Source organism: Novosphingobium sp. BL-S-21, from assembly GCF_055521655.1.
This window is the reverse complement of sequence record NZ_CM145495.1, coordinates 844,248-860,763: the sequence shown is the minus strand read 5'-3', so window position 1 is coordinate 860,763 and position 16,516 is coordinate 844,248. Positions and strand designations below refer to the sequence as shown.

Sequence of the window (16,516 nt, the reverse complement as noted above, 5' to 3'; positions counted from 1 at the left end):
TCTCGTCCGCCGAACTCAAGCAAGGATGTGCATGATGAAGACTGCCATGAAAGCCGCGATCCTCACCGCTCTGCTGCTCGCGCCCGCACTGCCCGCCCAGGCGCACGGCATCTACATTACCGAACGCTCGAAGCAGATCGTGCTGATCTACGGCGAAGGCGCCGACGATCTCGACATGGTGAAGCGGGAGCCATTGATCGATACGGTTGCCGCCTACGATGCCGAGGTCAAGCCGATCAAGGCGCAGCACCGGATCTCGGGGCTCGCGATGCTCGTCGAGACCGAAACCAGGCCCAGGTTCGTGACTGCGATCCTGCAGAACGGCGTATGGTCGCGGATGAAGGGCGGCGAGTACGAGAAGAAGGGCCTGGACGAGATGCCCGGCGCCGACATCTCCACCAAGAACATCAAGTATGCCGTCCGGATTCAGGGCCCGTTCGCCGGCACCGTCCCTGCGCTTCCCGGCCAGACCCTGCAGATCGTCCCCGCCGGCGCGATCCCGGCGATGCTGGGCCAGAAGCTGACGTACAAGGTGCTGTATAAAGGCCGGCCGGTAGCGGGCGCGCGCCTCATCAACGACTTCGTCAACGATCCGGACGCCAAGGAAACCGTCACCGGCTCCGACGGCACCGTCACCTTTGCCGTTCGCAATCAGGGGCTCAACGTCATCCATGCCGTCTACGACGGCCCGAGCGACAATCCCGCCAGGTATCGTAATGTCGAGCACACCGCGACGCTCAGCTTCACGCTGGAACACAAGCCGGAGTAACCCGAACGTCGCGCCGCGGGGCCATGTTGGTCCGGCGGCGCCGCCAAGGCATTGCAGCGAAACGCGCGCGCTGGCGTAGACTGCGCGCCCGGCGCGGACTTCGCTGGAAGAGCGTAGCTATCGCTCGCAATCGTCACCGAGCGCGGTCGCATTGGGCAAAACCCGCCTCCGTCAAAGCCATTGCCCGAAGGTCCAGTCCCATACCCAGCGCACCCGGCGCCACAGCGGTCCCGATTACCTGGTGCGACAGCGCACACTTTTGTGACCATCGGTCCCCGAGTTCACCATGACCTGATTGAAGTTTGAGGCGAGCCGCGTCAGAGGACCCAGGCACTTTCGGGAAGCTGCCGCTTAATGTGATAAGCCTAACGCACCGGGGCTTACCCGCCAGCCCCAAAGATGCTTCAAGGGTGCATGATCGCTCCTCCTGCCGAACAACTGAGACAACTCACCCTCGCCTTTGAGCGGTTCACCCGTCGTTTCAAAGTGGCGGAAGCGACTGCGGCGATCGCCAATTCGCTCAATGCCCTTGATGTGCAGGCGCTGCTCTTCATCGGCGACAATCCGGACTGCAAACTGGGTGATGTCGCGAGGCATCTTCAGGTTGCGCTCACCACGATGTCGTCCTCGATCGACCGCCTCGTGCGTCGCGGCATGATCGAGCGCCACCGGCCCGAGACGAACCGCAGATCGGTGGCTCTGAACCTGACCCAAGGGGGCAAGGATACCGTGGCAGGCTACATGGAGGGCTATCAGGATGCCTGCAACGCCATGCTGGAGCCGCTCGACCCGGCAGAGCGCGCCCATTTCGTTCGCCTCACCCTGAAGATCGCGCAACACGAAACTTGAATAATACGAATATCGTACTATCCTGGCCGGATTGATGATCAGGATGAGATAGTATGTCGAGCACGAATCGCATCGCCCTCGTGACGGGCGCCAACAAGGGCATCGGCCTTGCCATTGCGCGCCAGTTGGGCGCGCGCGGTTACAGTGTCTGGCTGGGATGCCGTGACCTGAAGCGCGGTGAAGCTGCCGCCGATACCTTGCGGAAGGCAGGCATCGATGCCCATGCCGTCCAGCTCGATGTCACCGATGCCATCAGTGTCGCCCGCGCAGCAGCGACGGTCGAGCGCGAGGCTGGCAGGCTGGATGCGCTGGTGAACAATGCGGGCCTCATGTTCGCCCCGCCGCCATCCGTAGCCACGGAATCGATCGATGAGATGGCGCAGATGTTCGAGACAAATGTTTTCGGCGTCATGCGGGTAACGCAGGCCTTTCTGCCCTTGCTGCGCAAGTCCGGTTCTGCCCGGATTGTGATGATGAGCAGTGGATTGAGTTCCCTTGGCGATGCACTGGACATGCGCAGTGAGACCTGGCCGGTGGGCTTTGCCGGATATTGCGCGTCGAAAACAGCGCTCAACATGCTGACCGTCAAGTTGGCCAAGGAACTAGCGAGTGAGGGGATCAAGGTGAATGCGGTCGATCCCGGCCTTACCTCCACGGACATGACGGGCAATGGTCCCGGCCATTCGCCCGACGAGGGCGCTCGTCCCGCGGTCGCCCTGGCAACGACGCACGCTTATGGTCCAACAGCGGGCCTTTATGCGTGCACGGATTCCGGCGATCTGCTTTTAAAGCAATGGTAATGATCGACCGACTCCAGGGCATGGGCGATCAATGCCCAGTGACCGGTTCCGGCGTCAGCGGATAAACCAGCCGCCGCGCCGGATCAGCGGATACTCTTGCAAGGGTCGCTACCATGGCAAGGGTTGACGGGCTGTCGACGCTGCGAGAACCTCAGTTTATTCAGCTCGGGCCCTTAGGCTGGTGCGCTGAGCGCCTTCCTTCACGACGATGGCGTGTACACCCGCAACCGGCGGCCGGTTCGATTCTGCCAGCTTCCAGCGCCGCCCGTTCCTGTCCGCGATGTGTATCCTGAGGGTGCGGGCTGGACCGGCGGAGTGGTCGATCTCGAACGCGCATTGTTCGAGCCGAGGGCTCACCCGGATCGGCGTGTCAGATGCGAACCGGCCGTCATCCAGCAACCGGATATCAAGGCAAAGCTCTCCGAGGCGCGCATGGAAGCGCCGTCGCACACCGTCGCGAGGATGGATCAGAAGTTGGTCATCGCGCTCTTCCAGCACGCCGGAAAGAGCGATACGGCCGAACAGATCGTCATCGACCAGCGAGGTGGCGGCGGCGCGCAGAGCCCCGCAGAAGCCGAGGTCGATCTCGCAGGAATAATACCACGAGCCATGCCGATGGGGCTGGTCCAGCCACGTCTCGCCGAGGGCGGCAGGCTCAAAACCGCCTCCCGCGCCGCCGTCGTTGGCCTTTCCGGGATACCAGTAGCCATAGCCGCTTTCCGGCGTCCCGCTGTTCAGCAGCGCCCAACTGCTCAACGCCGAGGCATGGCCGAGCCGCAGCAGCGGACGGTAATCGGGGGTATCGTTCAAGGCATGATCGAGGATGGCCCAGCCGCCCATTTGCGCCATGTAGCTGAGCGTATAGGCATCGCCCGCCTGTCCGCGATAATCGCTGCCGAGAGTGTAGTACGAGGGCTGCAGCCATCCCCTGCAGAACAGGTTGGCATCCATCTGGCGTTTCGCGAAAGCGCGCGCCTGTTCGGGCGGAAAGCGCTCCGGTCGGTCGAGCGCATAGCGGGCAATCGCCTGCGTGGATTCAAAGCCGGTGGAATCGAATGCATATTCCGAGGCAAAGAGATCATCGACTTCGTTCACGAAGTGAGCGACTTTGCGCTCCCAGTGCCCGGCCAGTTCGTCTGCCTGCGCCATACGGCCTTCGAGGCGCAAGGCCTCGATCACCTCGGGAATGACCAGTTCATTGTAGAAACCGGTCGAATCCGCTTCCCAACCGATGATCTCCTTGGGGATCACGAACATGGCCCGCGCAGTACCGAAGGCACGTTCGAGATAGTCGGTTGCGGTAAGGCGCGTGCGGAAGCCGTGCCGGTCGCGCGCGATGCGATAGAGCGCGAAATAGAGGAGCGCGATGTGGGGATAGTCGTAGGGCCGCCAGAAGTGCTTGCGGCCCTTGTCGCCCGGATCGGCACTGTCGCGGTTCCGCTTCCAGTCTGGAATGCCGTAAAGCGCGTAAGGCCATTGCTCCTCGGTCGTGCGCTGGAGGCCGCCCCAGACGAAGTGCTCGACGTAATCGTCCAGGGCGTCGATTTCGGCCTGCACCGGGTATTCCGCGTTCTTGGCGGCAAGGAAGGCGGGCTTGGAGAGGCCCGGGTCATCACAGGTCACCTCGTAGATGCGCCAGCCCTTGATCCGGTCGTAATTGTCCGGCCCGAGCAGGGTTTCGCTCTCCATGTTCCATTCGGCCAGCAGACCATCGTACCATTTCGCCGGATCGCGATGACGGTGCGCGGCAATGAAGGCCCCGCGCTTGGCGATCATCGTCTCGACCGGTTCGGTCACGAAGAATTCCAGCGTGGTCCGCCCCCCGTCCGCTTGATGCAGCGTGACGTGGTTTTCGCCGAGCCGGGCGAAGCGCAGGCGAACGAGCTTCCGTCCGGCCCGTTCGCCAAGCGGCGTCCATTCGGTCTGCGCAGGATGTTCGGGCTCCAGCCGGACGACCGATACACTCGAACCCAGTGAAAGGGTTACGTCCAGATCGATGGGTACGGTCATGCCCGGCACGACTTCGACGTCAATCAGCCCGTGCTCGGCGATGGTCCGGCGCATCGCGGCGTAGCCATCCACGAGCAGGAAACGAACGCCTCTCCGGGCTGTCTCCCCCGGTGCGAGTGTGAGGCTGGTCGCAGGCAGGCGCCAGCGCGAGCCTGCCGCCTGAACGGCGGCGACTTCGGCGGCGGCGTGGAAAAAGACCCGATAGAGGTCTGGTGACCCCTTGGGCGCATCCCAGTATTCAAGCGCAGCGCCCTTTTCCGGAAGCATGGCAAGCCAAGGCGTAAGACTGTCTTTGCGCTGCCAGAAAATGTGCGAACTGCGTCCGGAAATGAAGCTGTGCTTGAGAACGGCGTCAGGATCGTCCTTTGCCGCGTGGATCATGTTGATCGGCAGCGGAAGGGCAAGATCGCCGAATTCCATCGGCAGGGCCGTTTCGTTGGAAAGCGTCAGGTTGAGGCGCAGCCCATCGGCTTCAAGCGCGAAACTGCACGTGACGAAAATGCCCGGAGCCAGGCGATATCGCGCCTCCAACCCATTCGCGGTCTGTTTGACATCCTCAGGTTCTTGCGTGCGCGTTTCGAAGCGTTGCCATTGGCCATCGGCGATGCGGTAAGTCCCGGCGGCATTCCCCATAGCGGCGCCCGCATGGATGAAATCTCCCGGTATAGCCTTCGAAGCGGCAGAGAGACTGGTGATGCGCCCTCCGTCGAAGCCCAGCCTGAAGGGCCTTCCGGGGGACGCGAGTAAGGCACTCACCTTTCGCGGCACGAGCGGAGGCGACGAGGATGCGGCCTGCAGCGGCGCCTGAAGCGCGGGCAGGAATACGCCCGCCAGTCCGGTGCGGATCAGCCCCCGGCGGTCAAGCGGGCCATACGGCGTGAAGCGAAGCTGGCGGCGAGGGATGGAACGGCTGCCAGGCGATCGGTTGAATGCATCATCGTCAGCGCTGTCCAAGGCTCACCTCCATCAAAGTGGGGGTACGTATATCGTATATTATGAGTCAGGCAACGGCGATGATGGCCTTGGCCGAGCGTGATGCAACTTGACAAATTTGTATGAAAAATATCGTATACGAATCGTTCGTGACAAATTGTTGCGGATCAGGGAGCGATAACCAAATGATAAATCATCGGATCTCCGTAGCAGGGCTACGGACGCTGCTCATGCTCAGCTGTCTTGCGCCTTCGGCAAATGCCTATGCGCAGACGGCCCCGGTTCCTGCTGATCAAACCGCGACCGACCGACCTGCCCAGGACATCGTCGTCACGGGATCGCGCATCCGGCGCGCCGCTGCCGACAGTCCTTCGCCGCTGGCGGTAGTCGACGCCGACCAGATCAAGGCGACCGGCACGCAGAACATTGCCGACGTCGTCAACCAACTCCCGGCCCTTGCAGTCACCCAAACGAACCAGACGAGCAATCTCGCCGGTAACGCGGGCGTCAATGCGCTCGACCTGCGCGGCATGGGCACGCAGCGCACGCTGGTGCTGGTCGACGGGCGCCGCCAGGTCGCTGCCATTCCCGGCACTTCGGCGGTGGACCTGAGCAATATCCCTTCCAGCCTCGTGCAGCGGGTGGAAGTGATTACCGGCGGCGCCTCCGCGCTTTACGGGGCCGATGCGGTCGCGGGCGTTGCCAACTTCATCCTCAAGAAGGACTTCCAGGGGATCGAGGCCAATACCCGCTACAACGCCTCGACACGCGGCGACATGGACACGTACGGGTTCGACCTGCTCGCGGGCACGAACTTTGCAGACCATCGCGGCAATGTGACGGTCTACGGCTTCTACGAGAATACGCCCGGCACCGTGAGCGGCTCCGATCGCCCCTGGACGGCCGACGGTTATCCGATCTACGCCCGCACCAGCAGCTCCAGTCCCTATTTCATCCAGGATCACGTCCGCAACATCAACACGGCCGATGCCGCGCAAGTGGTGCTGGGCGGCAAGCTCTATTCGGTCAACCGCGACAGCGGCACCTTGCGCGATCCCATCCTCGGACCCGGCGGCCTGGTCAACGTCGTGCCGGTCAACCTCGGCACTTCCACCGACCCGCTGGGCACCTTGCTGACCGATGGCGGCGAATACAACGGCCGCTACGACGGCTGGTATCTCTCAGTTCCGTCCGAGCGCTTCAACACCCGCGCCTCGGCCAGCTTCGAGGTGAGCGACGCGCTGAAGCTCTTCGCCAACGCCACGTTCGCGCACAATACCTCGAAGGCGGGGTTCCTTCAGATGACCGCATTCGGCACCGATGTGGTTCCCGCCGACAGCCCCTATATCACTGACGAGATGCGCGCAGCCAACGGCGGCGCGGTGCCCGCCGGCGGCGTCCAGTTCGCGCGGCGCTTCATGGAACTGCCGGCTCCGGTTACGGAATACGATCGCAAGCTGTTCCAGGCCGTGGCCGGCGCGGAAGGCGATTTCACGCTTTTCGCCCAGCCCTGGAACTATTCGACTTACTACAGTTACGGCAAGACCACCCAGCGGGTGCGCGATGTCAACTCGACCGCCTACGATCGCTGGTACATGGGCATCGACAGCACGACAGTTGCCAATGGCGAAGCCGTCTGCCGCAGTACGCTCGACGATCCTGGCAACGGATGCGTGGCGATCAACCCGCTGCGCACGCTGACCCCGGAGATGATCGACTACATCACCTATACCTCGCACTGGTCGAAATCGACACTGACGCAGCAGGTGCTCTCAGGCTATGTCTCGGGCGGCCTGTTCAACCTGCCGGGCGGTGCGGTACAGGTCGTGCTCGGCGGCGAGTACCGCAAGGAGCGCAACGATATCGGCGCCATCCCCGAGTACAATCCGGACAGTCCGCTCTACGATCCGACGATCGGCACCATGCAGGGCACTCTCGTCGGCAAATACTCGGTCAAGGAAGTCTACGGCGAAGTCCATGTTCCGATCCTGAAGGACACACCGTTCTTCGACACCCTGTCGCTCGACGGTGCCGTGCGCCTGTCGGACTACAGCACCGCTGGCTCGACCACGACGTGGAAATTCGGCGGCGAATGGGCGCCGATCCCCGATATCCGCTTCCGCGCCACTTACGGCCAGGCGGTACGCGCGCCGAACATCGGCGAACTCTACACGGCGGACAGCGTTTCGGGCCTCTGGATCACCGATCCGTGCAATGCCTATAATCTCGCCAACCGCGCGACCCGCACGCAGTACACGGCAGCCAACTGCGCGGCGATCAACCCGGCCGATACCGTAAGTTACTGGCTCTACCGCGACATCATTTCGAGCGGTAATCTCGACCTGAAGCCGGAGACCGCCAAGACCCTGACGCTCGGCGCCGTGTTGCAACCGCGCTTCGTGCCGGGGCTGTCGCTCACGGTCGATTACTACAACATCGACCTGCGCAATGCGATCGACGCCTTCGGCGCCCAGATGCTAATCGACAAGTGCGTGGACCAGTCCTCGCTGGACAACATCTTCTGCCCACTCATCCAGCGTGACGCCAACGGCAATCTCGAATCCGTGATGACCCAGAAGCTGAACCTGTCCCAGTACCTCACCCGGGGGATCGACTTCGGACTGAGCTACAGCCTGCCGCTCTCGCGGCTTGGCCTCGCCGACGATACGGGCAAGCTGTCGATCGACGCCAACTACACCCGCCTCCTCAATCGCCGCTATACGCTCGACCCAACCGATCCGGGCTCGATCACCGAGTACGCGGGCATCTTCGGATCGCCCAAGTGGAAAGGCGTGGTCCGCACGACCTACTCGCGCGAGGGCATGGGCTTTACCTGGAGCCTGCGCCACTTCTCGCCGATGAAGGCGGCCACCACGATCACGCCGGACAAGTACAGCAAAGTCTGGACACCGAACGTGTTCTACAACGACTTCTCGGCCTTCGTGGCATTGACCGATAACATCGAGCTGTCGGGCGGTCTCAACAATGCCTTCGACCGCAAGCCCCCGCGCATACCGGGTGCCGAAGCCGGCGGCGCCAACTTCGAACTGAGCTACCAGTCGGGCGTCTACGACGTGATCGGGCGTACGTTCTTCCTCAGCCTGCGCTTCCACCGCTGACCATCGGGCAGGCCCGGCTCCGTCTCGCCGGATCCGGGCCTGCCTTCAATACCGGAGCAGATCGATGATCCTGCCCCCCCTATTTCGCTTTGCCCCGACCCTTGCGCTACCGCTCCTTACTTCCGCCTTCATTGATGCGGTCCATCGTGGCCGCAACCGCCAGCTGCGCCGCCGTGACGGCCCCGGAAAGATAGCCTGCTTCGGTGGGACTGGTTTCGCTCCCTGCAAGCGTCAGGTGCTGTTGCCATTCGCCCGTTACCCATGGCGCGCTGTCGGGAAGGATATGGCTGCCGCGCTGCGGTCCGCCGCTGTCGCGGTCAGGGGATGGGCTGCCCAATCCTTCAGGATCGTAGCGGTCGGTTGCCGGGCCTCGCTGCCGAAGATGCGCGTCAGCTGATCGAGGCAGGCCCGCGTCAGCGCCGCCTCGCCCAGAGCCGCGCGCTGCTCGGCGCCGACGCCGAGGAAACCGAAGAGCGCGGCGCTGCCCGACGACGTGGTCGCATCGTGGATCTCCATCATCGGACCCACCATGCTTTGCGCCGTGCCGGACAGGCCGGCCTCACGCCAGAAAGGCTGATCGTAGAGCGCGAAGAACTTGGCGTGCGGCGCCATCCATGTCGGCGTGCCTCGCCAGCGCTGTACCGTCTCCGGGGGGACGCTCGGCGAAAAGCGCGTCGTCGCTTCGAGGAGGCGCGGAGGCAGAGCGGCGATCACATGGCGAACAAGAAGCGGTTCTGCGTCGCCGATGGTCAGCTCTACGCCCTTCGGCAAGAGAGCCATCGCCGTCATGCGGGCTTTGAGCCTGATCCGCTCGGCCGGCAGATCGCGGGCCAGCGCGCGGACAAGGGATGACGTTCCCCCGACCAGCCGCATGCTCTGCTGATCCTGCACGACGCCCGATAGCGCTGGGCGGCTTCGCGTGACATGCGCTCAAATATCACATCGCCGTCGCTATTCTGGCAGAAAGCGGCAAGGCCCAGCTCCTCCACCAGTTCGTCGATGGCTGGCTGCATATGCGGCCAGTACCAGGACGGCCCCAAGTCGAACCCATCCTCGCTCGGCAGGCCATCCGCGCCGACCGACAGGATGCGTCCCCCCAAGCGGTCCTGGGCCTCGAGCAAGACGAAGTCCACGTCTGCGGCCTGCAACAGGCGGGCGACCGTCAGTCCCGCCAATCCACCACCGATGATCGCAACCTTGTCCGTCTTCACAGCTATTCCTCAATTTTGTTTGGCGACATCAGGGGGCTGGCCAGACTTCGGCGATCGCTCTGGCTGCCGCGTACATGCCAAAGCCAAAGACCGAATGGCCGATCACGCTTTTCATGCGGGTCACGTTTGGCCGGGGTGTCTTCGACCCCGCGAGTCGTCGTCGACGGACCCTTTGCAAAGCGCTGCGACCGCTTCCGCATTGGGATAGGCGATGGAAATTGCATGGTAGCCGCGTCTTGCCGCCGTCCGCACGATATCCTGAGTCATCGAGGTGGCGGTGCGCGTGCCGTCGACGAACAGAAACAGCTTTGCTTTGCGCGCCGTGCCGGCGGACGGAAGCAGCACGAGATGTCTGTCCTGCAGTCTTGTCACCGGGTTCGGCGCCTGCGTCGCCGCAGGATCGGCGGCGGAAACGGGTACATCGTGCCGTACAAGCCCGGCATCCCCGTCCGCCTCTCCGGCTGCCAGAGAAGGCACTGCAAACGCCAGGCAAGAGGCGATTGCGAACCACAGCGTCGCGGTCTTGCGCGGCATTCCAGGGGACGGTTTCATACGCTGCTCCATCGAGGCGTGAGGACAGAACCGGAATATGTGTGCCAACGGCAAGGTTGGGGAAGTTGTTCAGCATTCCAATCGCTTGGCAACCAGGCATGCCGGTATCCCGCCTTGTAGGTCGACAGGACATGAATGCTGGATGAGGGACTGGCCGTTAAGGACCGGCGAAACCCTCAAGCCTCTTGTCTTCACACCCAATTACGGCGGATTTTGCGTTCGTTGCGCGGGCACGACCTGCCACCCCCGCTTGTTCCTCGCGCCTTCAGCGTTCCCGACCATGCTTTGAAGATCGCGCTTTTCAGGCTGCACAAGTCTCGCCAGAGCCCGCCGCGAGACACCGCGCCCTTGGCAGATCACGCCAGGCCTGCGATGGCGAAGTCATGGACACACCTGATACCCTGCTCGAACCCGGACGCAATTGCTGGCGGATCGAGCGCGCGACCCGTGCCGCCGTCATCGTTGACGCAGATGATTATTTCAAAGCTGCACGCGCCGCGATGCTACGCGCGAAAAAGCAGATCCTGCTGGTCGGTTGGGACTTCGATGCCCGCATCCGGTTCGGCGGCGATAAGGACGACGGCGGGCCGGACCAGGTCGGTGCGTTTCTCAGTTGGCTCGTCCGGCGGACTCCGGGCCTGCAGGTCCACATCCTGCGCTGGGATACGGGTGCCATCAAGACGCTGTTTCACGGTCAGACGTTACTGAGAATAGCGCAGTGGATCAAAGATCCGCAAATTCACATGCGTCTCGACGGTCATCATCCCCCTACCGGATCGCATCACCAGAAAGTCGTCGTCATCGATGACGACGTCGCCTTCTGCGGCGGGATCGACATGACTGTCGATCGCTGGGACACGCGCCAACACGATGATGACGAACCCCGCCGTCTGGAGCCCGATGGCACGCCTTACGGTCCCTGGCACGATGCCACCACGATGCTCCAGGGGCCGGTCGCACGCACGCTGGGCGACATGTGCCGGAAACGCTGGGAAGTTTCGGGCGGAAGCGCGCTCGCTCTGGCTTCGTGCGATGCGGATTGCTGGCCAGAGGACGTCGAAAGCGACTTCACCGATGTGGAAGTGGGCATCGCGCTCACCGTTCCGGAAATGGCCGAACAGGAGCCTCGCCACGAGATCGAGGCTCTCTATGTCGACCTCATCATGCGGACGAAGCGCTGGTTCTATGCCGAAAGCCAGTATTTCGCCTCAAGAAAGGTTGCAGAAGCCATCGCGCAGCGGCTGGCAGAGCCTGACGGCCCCGAATTCGTGATCGTCCATCCCACATCCGCGCAAGGCTGGCTTGAGCCGATCGCGATGGATTCCGCACGCGCCAGGTTGGTAGAGGCGCTGCAGCAGCGGGACGTCCATGGTCGCCTGCGGCTCTATCACCCCTATACCGCGAAGGGCCACCCCATCTATGTGCATGCCAAAGTGACGGTCGTCGACGATGAAGTGCTGCGCGTAGGGTCTTCGAATTTCAACAATCGTTCGCTCCGCCTGGACACCGAATGCGACGTCGTCATCGACGCCGGCCGGGAAGCCAATGCCGGCCAGCGCGGGACGATTGCCGGCATCCGCAACGCCCTTCTGGCCGAGCATCTCGATACGGACTGTCAGACGATCGAAGACCTGCTGGAACAGACCGGCTCGATCATTTCGACAATCGAAAAACTGCGCGGCGACGGCCGCTCGCTGCGGCCCTACGAAGTGCCGGACCTCGATTCCGTTCGCGAATGGCTCGCCGATCACAAAGTGCTAGATCCCGAAGGGCCGGGCGAGATGTTCGAGGCGATCTCCAAACGCACGCCGCTGCTCGCGCGTCTGAAGCACCGCCCTCATTTCAAGCGCCAGGATGGCGGTCTGTCGCTGGTCGGCGCCGGTATCCTTGCCGCGGGGGCAGCAGCCGGGATAGGCCTGCTCGCTACGGCCATTTCAAAGCGCTCGGATAAATAGCGCCGACCCCCAAATCACGCCCCGTTCGCGTCCGCCGGCAAGAGGGCACCCATCCGCCATCACCAGCACCTGGGCCATTAAATGGCGTCGAGCCGTACCTTGACATCAGCGGGCAGTTCCAGCGCCGCGGCAGCCAGATTTTCCGCCAGATGTTCCAGGCTCGACGTCCCGGGGATCAGCAGAAGGTTCGGCGAGCGCGCAAGCAGCCAGGCCAAGGCCGTCTGCATGGGCGTTGCCCCGATCTCGGCGGCAAGCCCGGCCAAGGCGTCCGACTGGATGGGGCTGAACCCGCCCAGCGGGAAGAACGGCACATAAGCGATGCCCTGCGCTTCCAGAGCGTCCACGAGCAGATCGTCGCCCCGATGGACAAGATTGTACTGGTTCTGCACGCACACGACCGGCGCGATGGCCTGGGCCTCGGCCACTTGTGCCATAGTGACGTTGCTGAGGCCGAGGTGCCGGATCAGACCCTGCTGACGCAGCCGCGCGAGAGCCGAGAACTGTTCCTCCAGAGAGCCTTCGCTCGGCGCATGGACATCCCCCATCAGCCGCAGGTTCACCACTTCGATCCGCTCCAGACCAAGGTTGCGCAAGTTGTCGTGGACGGCGCGGGTCAGTTCGTCCGCGCTCTGGGCCGGCAGCCAGGATGCGTCGGCTCCCCGCACCGCGCCGACCTTTGTCACGATGACCAGATCCTCACCGTAGGGGTGCAGGGCTTCGCGAATGATCTCGTTCGTCACATGCGGGCCGTAGAAATCACTGGTGTCGATATGGTTGACGCCCGCCTCCACAGCCGCGCGCAGCACCGCCACGGCTCCGGCGCGGTCCCGCGGGGGACCGAATACGCCCGGTCCCGCCAGTTGCATGGCGCCGTAGCCCATGCGGTTCACGGGGCGGTCGCCCAGTTGGAAGGTTCCCGCCTTGGCAAGATCGATCATTGCATGTCTCCTGGCATATTGCTGCCCGAATATGGACTCCAACTCGCTGATCGATAAGACGGTCTATTGAGAACAGGTTGTACGGAAAATCGCACAATGCCGATGGAACTTGATGATCTTTCCGCCTTTGTCGCCGTGGCCAGCGCCAAGGGCTTTCGGGAGGCAGCCCGCATCTCCGGCGTGTCGGCATCCGGGCTCAGCGAAGCGCTGAGGCGCCTCGAAACCCGGTTGAACACCCGATTGCTTCATCGCAGCACCCGCAGCATATCCCTGACCGAAGCCGGCGCCCGGCTCTACGAAAGGATCGGACCGTCTCTCGCCGAGATCGGCGCCGCACTGGACAGCGTTCAGGCTCTTACCGATGAGCCGGCAGGCGCGCTGAAACTGAACGTGCCCGCCAACGTGGCACGCACGGTGCTGCCGGGAATTCTCCCCGGCTTCCTTGGCGCTCATCCGCATATCCGGGTGGAAGTCACCGTGGAGGACAGTTTCGTGGACATCCTCGCCTCCGGAGCGGACGCCGGTATCCGCTATGAGGAGCGCCTGGAGCAGGACATGATCGCGGTCCCTATCGGGCCGCGTGAACAGCGCCTTCTCACCGCCGCCGCGCCGTCCTATTTCGCAGCGCGAGGGCGCCCTGCCCATCCGCGCGACCTCGTTCATCACAATTGCATGCGCCTGCGCTTTGCCAGCGGCGCCATAGCGACCTGGGAGTTCGAGAAGGACGGCGAAGTGCTTCGTTTCGATCCCCCGGGATCGCTGCTGATCCAGCCGGGATCGGCATGCGACCTGTTGGTTGAGGCGGCCGTTTCGGGGCTCGGTATCGTGTGCCTGTTCGAGGATTGGCTGGCGCCTCACTTGCGGAGCGGCGCACTCGAAACCGTGCTCGAGGACTGGACACCTCCCTTTTCCGGACCGATGCTCTATTATTCCGGTCGCCGCCAAATCCCGCCGCCCTTGCGGGCGTTCATCGACTTTACGAGGTCCATCTCGGGCTGATCCTTTCTGACGGCGCCCAGCAATCCGGGCGCCCGGCGCAGTCAATCGAAATCCAGGCTGAGATGAGCGATGTCGCCCTCGATGCGGCCTTGCGGACTGCGATAGGCCGTTACCGGCACGCCCAGATCGCGTCCCACGTCCAGGGTTTCGCCGTTTCCAGCCGCCATCAGCATGGACGTGGGCAGACGCCCCGACGCGAGAGCTGCGCCATTCGCACTGAGCGTGACGGTGGCCGGGCCGCCCGGCCTGTCGACGGCGAAGCGCATGGTCAGCGTGACCGTACCTTCAGGCAGCGCCCGATCGGCGGCGACACGGGTGATCTCATCGGGATCGGTGGAACGCGCCGCAATGAACGCGGGACGGCCCTTGTCCAGATAGAGGCTCCACCCTCCGAAGCGGCTGCCGAACGCCATGACCGCCCCCGAAGCGGTGTCGCTATCCAGTCGCAGATCGGCAGCGAGCGTGAAGCTGCGCGCGAACGGCACCGGCTCCGTATTGGCGGGCAGGCTCACATCCTTGCCCCAGAAGTCGAAATGTTTGCGACCGCTGCCGCGCATCATCGCCGCTCCGCGCGCCATGCCGAAGCGGTGATCGAGCGGAAGCACGTTGTTGCGCGCCGCCTCCCGCTTCCACAGATCGAGCATGGTCTGAAGCCGGGCAGGCTCCTTCGCGGCAAGATCGTTCGACTGCGAAAAATCCCGATCGAGATTGTAGAGGGACCATTGCACCGGGGGCCGTTCACCGGCGGCAGGAAGGTTCTGCCACGCCAGGCGCCCATCATCACCCGAGAGGAACCAGCCATCGTGATAGAGGCCGGCCTTCCCGCCGATCTCGAAGTATTGGGTGCGCGGTTTTGCCGCATCGCAGGAGGCGAGGCTGGCCAGCAGGCTTTCGCCGTCCATCGGCTTCTGGCGGACGCCATAGACGCTTTGCGGCGCTGGCAAGCGCGCCGCCTCCAGTACCGTCGGCGCAATGTCCACCAGATGCGAGAACTGACCGCAGACCGCACCGGGATGCGCCATGTGTCCCTTCCAGGAAAGGATCATGCCGTTTCGGATGCCGCCCAGGAACGAGGCGTACTGCTTGGTCCAGCGCAGCGGCGTGTTCATCGCCCAGGCCCATCCGGCCGGGTAGCTTTCATAGGTCATCGAGCCGCCGAGCCGATCGATGTTGGCCTGCATCCATGCCTCGCTTTCATCATGCGAGCCCATCGAGCGCAGTTCGTTGATCGTGCCTTTCGGCCCTGCCTCCGCGCTGGCGCCATTGTCCCCGATCACCAGCGCAACCAAGGTATTGTCCAACTGGCCCATTCGCTGCAGTTCGTCGATCACGCGGCCGATCTGCTCGTCCTGATAGACAAGCTGCGCCGCGGCGACTTCCATCGTGCGTGCAGCGAAAGCCTTCTGGCCCGAAGTCAGGCTTTTCCAGGCCGGAATTTCCGCGGGGCGCGGGGTCAGCGGCGTACCTTTGGGTATGATGCCCATGGCAAGTTGCCGCCGCCAGGTCTGTTCGCGCTGAAGATCCCAGCCGGCATCGAACTTGCCCCTGAAACGCGCGATATAGTCCGCTGGAGCCTGATGCGGCGCATGGGTGGAGCCGGGCGCCATGTAGACGAGAAACGGCTTTTCCGGCGCTGCCGCCTTCTGGTTGTGGATCCAGCGGATCGCATCCTCGGCCAGGCGGCTGTCGAGCAAGCGTGCCTCTCCATCGTCCTGCTCAGCGCGCTGGACGCCGCGATAGAGGATTGGCGAATATTGGTCGCTATCCCCGCTGACGAACCCGTAGAAGTAATCGAACCCCAGACCGGTCGGCCAGCTGTCGAACGGCCCCGCCTCACTGCGTTCGTTGGACGGCAGGTTGTGATGCTTGCCGAACATCGCCGTGCTGTAGCCATTCAGCCGCAGGACCTGGGCGATCGTGGCGGTTTCCGGCAAGATTTTCCCGCCGTAGCCCGGAAATGGCGAAGGCACATCGCTCAACCAGCCGACCCCGGCGTTGTGATGGTTGCGACCGGTCAGCAGCGCCGCGCGGCTGGGCGAGCAGATCCCGGTGGTGTGAAAGCGATTGTAGCGCTGGCCCCGGGCTGCCAGCCGTTCGAAATTGGGTGTCGGAACGGGGCCGCCGAAAGCGCTGGACATCGCGAAACCGACGTCGTCGCTCATCATCAGGAAGACATTGGGCGCTCCGGCGGGCGCCTGGATCGCGGCTTGGGCAAAGCCTTTGGCATCCAGGACATTCTCCGCCACCGTTCCCGTGAACGGCGCGGCCGGCACGGGCAGGATCGTGCGAGCGGGCTGGCTATCCGCCGCCGCAGGGTGTGCTGACGCCGCCCCTGCCATCGCCAATGCCGCCGCGCCTGTCCGCCATCCGATCTTGCCCAT

At 63.5% G+C, this 16,516-nt stretch carries 12 protein-coding genes; 6 read left to right on the top strand and 6 right to left on the bottom strand.

From position 1 onward, the window contains the following. Window positions 1-34 precede the first annotated feature (34 nt). The 3 genes from ACZ1J6_RS03335 to ACZ1J6_RS03325 all read left to right on the top strand — a co-directional run bounded on the left by ACZ1J6_RS03335 (window position 35) and on the right by ACZ1J6_RS03325 (window position 2,418). Complete coding sequence (locus tag ACZ1J6_RS03335; RefSeq protein WP_465127400.1) at window positions 35-769, top strand: DUF4198 domain-containing protein; 735 nt, start codon at window positions 35-37, stop codon at window positions 767-769. A 414-nt stretch (window positions 770-1,183) separates the two neighbouring features. Then, window positions 1,184-1,618 (top strand): MarR family winged helix-turn-helix transcriptional regulator, encoded by a 435-nt coding sequence (locus ACZ1J6_RS03330; RefSeq protein ID WP_431567474.1) that lies wholly within the window; start codon window positions 1,184-1,186, stop codon window positions 1,616-1,618. 80 nt (window positions 1,619-1,698) lie between these two features. Then, the gene (locus ACZ1J6_RS03325; protein WP_465127399.1) at window positions 1,699-2,418 is read left to right on the top strand and encodes an SDR family oxidoreductase; all 720 of its coding nucleotides are present in this window, start codon (window positions 1,699-1,701) and stop codon (window positions 2,416-2,418) included. Between the two features lie 156 nt (window positions 2,419-2,574). On the opposite strand, the gene ACZ1J6_RS03320 is transcribed toward ACZ1J6_RS03325, so the two are convergent. After that, window positions 2,575-5,382: a DUF5695 domain-containing protein gene (locus ACZ1J6_RS03320; RefSeq protein WP_465127398.1), complete on the bottom strand. Its 2,808-nt coding sequence runs from the start codon at window positions 5,380-5,382 to the stop codon at window positions 2,575-2,577. A 209-nt stretch (window positions 5,383-5,591) separates the two neighbouring features. Between ACZ1J6_RS03320 and ACZ1J6_RS03315 the strand changes: the two genes are divergently transcribed. Beyond that, window positions 5,592-8,480: a TonB-dependent receptor plug domain-containing protein gene (locus ACZ1J6_RS03315; protein ID WP_431567477.1), complete on the top strand. Its 2,889-nt coding sequence runs from the start codon at window positions 5,592-5,594 to the stop codon at window positions 8,478-8,480. Between the two features lie 255 nt (window positions 8,481-8,735). On the opposite strand, the gene ACZ1J6_RS03310 is transcribed toward ACZ1J6_RS03315, so the two are convergent. The 3 genes from ACZ1J6_RS03310 to ACZ1J6_RS03300 all read right to left on the bottom strand — a co-directional run bounded on the left by ACZ1J6_RS03310 (window position 8,736) and on the right by ACZ1J6_RS03300 (window position 10,225). Next, complete coding sequence (locus ACZ1J6_RS03310) at window positions 8,736-9,353, bottom strand: flavin monoamine oxidase family protein (protein ID WP_431567478.1); 618 nt, start codon at window positions 9,351-9,353, stop codon at window positions 8,736-8,738. Further along, window positions 9,266-9,691 (bottom strand): FAD-dependent oxidoreductase, encoded by a 426-nt coding sequence (locus tag ACZ1J6_RS03305; RefSeq protein WP_431567479.1) that lies wholly within the window; start codon window positions 9,689-9,691, stop codon window positions 9,266-9,268. The genes ACZ1J6_RS03310 and ACZ1J6_RS03305 overlap by 88 nt, the downstream gene beginning before the upstream one ends. A gap of 120 nt (window positions 9,692-9,811) precedes the next feature. Beyond that, window positions 9,812-10,225, bottom strand: coding sequence for a hypothetical protein (locus ACZ1J6_RS03300; RefSeq protein WP_431567480.1), 414 nt, complete (start codon window positions 10,223-10,225; stop codon window positions 9,812-9,814). Window positions 10,226-10,626: 401 nt separating this feature from the next. Between ACZ1J6_RS03300 and ACZ1J6_RS03295 the strand changes: the two genes are divergently transcribed. Further along, window positions 10,627-12,198, top strand: a complete 1,572-nt coding sequence (locus ACZ1J6_RS03295; RefSeq protein WP_431567481.1) for a phospholipase D-like domain-containing protein — start codon at window positions 10,627-10,629, stop codon at window positions 12,196-12,198. Between the two features lie 77 nt (window positions 12,199-12,275). Here the strand turns inward: ACZ1J6_RS03295 and ACZ1J6_RS03290 are convergent, their stop codons facing one another. Continuing rightward, window positions 12,276-13,136, bottom strand: coding sequence for an aldo/keto reductase family oxidoreductase (locus ACZ1J6_RS03290; protein WP_465127397.1), 861 nt, complete (start codon window positions 13,134-13,136; stop codon window positions 12,276-12,278). A gap of 96 nt (window positions 13,137-13,232) precedes the next feature. On the opposite strand from ACZ1J6_RS03290, the gene ACZ1J6_RS03285 reads away from it, so the two are divergent. Next, window positions 13,233-14,135: a LysR family transcriptional regulator gene (locus ACZ1J6_RS03285; protein ID WP_465127396.1), complete on the top strand. Its 903-nt coding sequence runs from the start codon at window positions 13,233-13,235 to the stop codon at window positions 14,133-14,135. A gap of 41 nt (window positions 14,136-14,176) precedes the next feature. On the opposite strand, the gene ACZ1J6_RS03280 is transcribed toward ACZ1J6_RS03285, so the two are convergent. Then, window positions 14,177-16,516, bottom strand: a complete 2,340-nt coding sequence (locus ACZ1J6_RS03280; RefSeq protein ID WP_431567484.1) for an arylsulfatase — start codon at window positions 16,514-16,516, stop codon at window positions 14,177-14,179.

Coding starts and splice junctions, on each gene's coding strand:
- ACZ1J6_RS03330 (WP_431567474.1), top strand. CDS start 1,184: ATGATCGCTCCTCCTGCCGAACAACTGAGACAACTCACCCTCGCCTTT.
- ACZ1J6_RS03280 (WP_431567484.1), bottom strand. CDS start 16,516: ATGGGCAAGATCGGATGGCGGACAGGCGCGGCGGCATTGGCGATGGCA.
- ACZ1J6_RS03295 (WP_431567481.1), top strand. CDS start 10,627: ATGGACACACCTGATACCCTGCTCGAACCCGGACGCAATTGCTGGCGG.
- ACZ1J6_RS03300 (WP_431567480.1), bottom strand. CDS start 10,225: ATGCCGCGCAAGACCGCGACGCTGTGGTTCGCAATCGCCTCTTGCCTG.
- ACZ1J6_RS03315 (WP_431567477.1), top strand. CDS start 5,592: ATGCTCAGCTGTCTTGCGCCTTCGGCAAATGCCTATGCGCAGACGGCC.
- ACZ1J6_RS03285 (WP_465127396.1), top strand. CDS start 13,233: ATGCCGATGGAACTTGATGATCTTTCCGCCTTTGTCGCCGTGGCCAGC.
- ACZ1J6_RS03335 (WP_465127400.1), top strand. CDS start 35: ATGAAGACTGCCATGAAAGCCGCGATCCTCACCGCTCTGCTGCTCGCG.
- ACZ1J6_RS03310 (WP_431567478.1), bottom strand. CDS start 9,353: ATGCGGCTGGTCGGGGGAACGTCATCCCTTGTCCGCGCGCTGGCCCGC.
- ACZ1J6_RS03290 (WP_465127397.1), bottom strand. CDS start 13,136: ATGATCGATCTTGCCAAGGCGGGAACCTTCCAACTGGGCGACCGCCCC.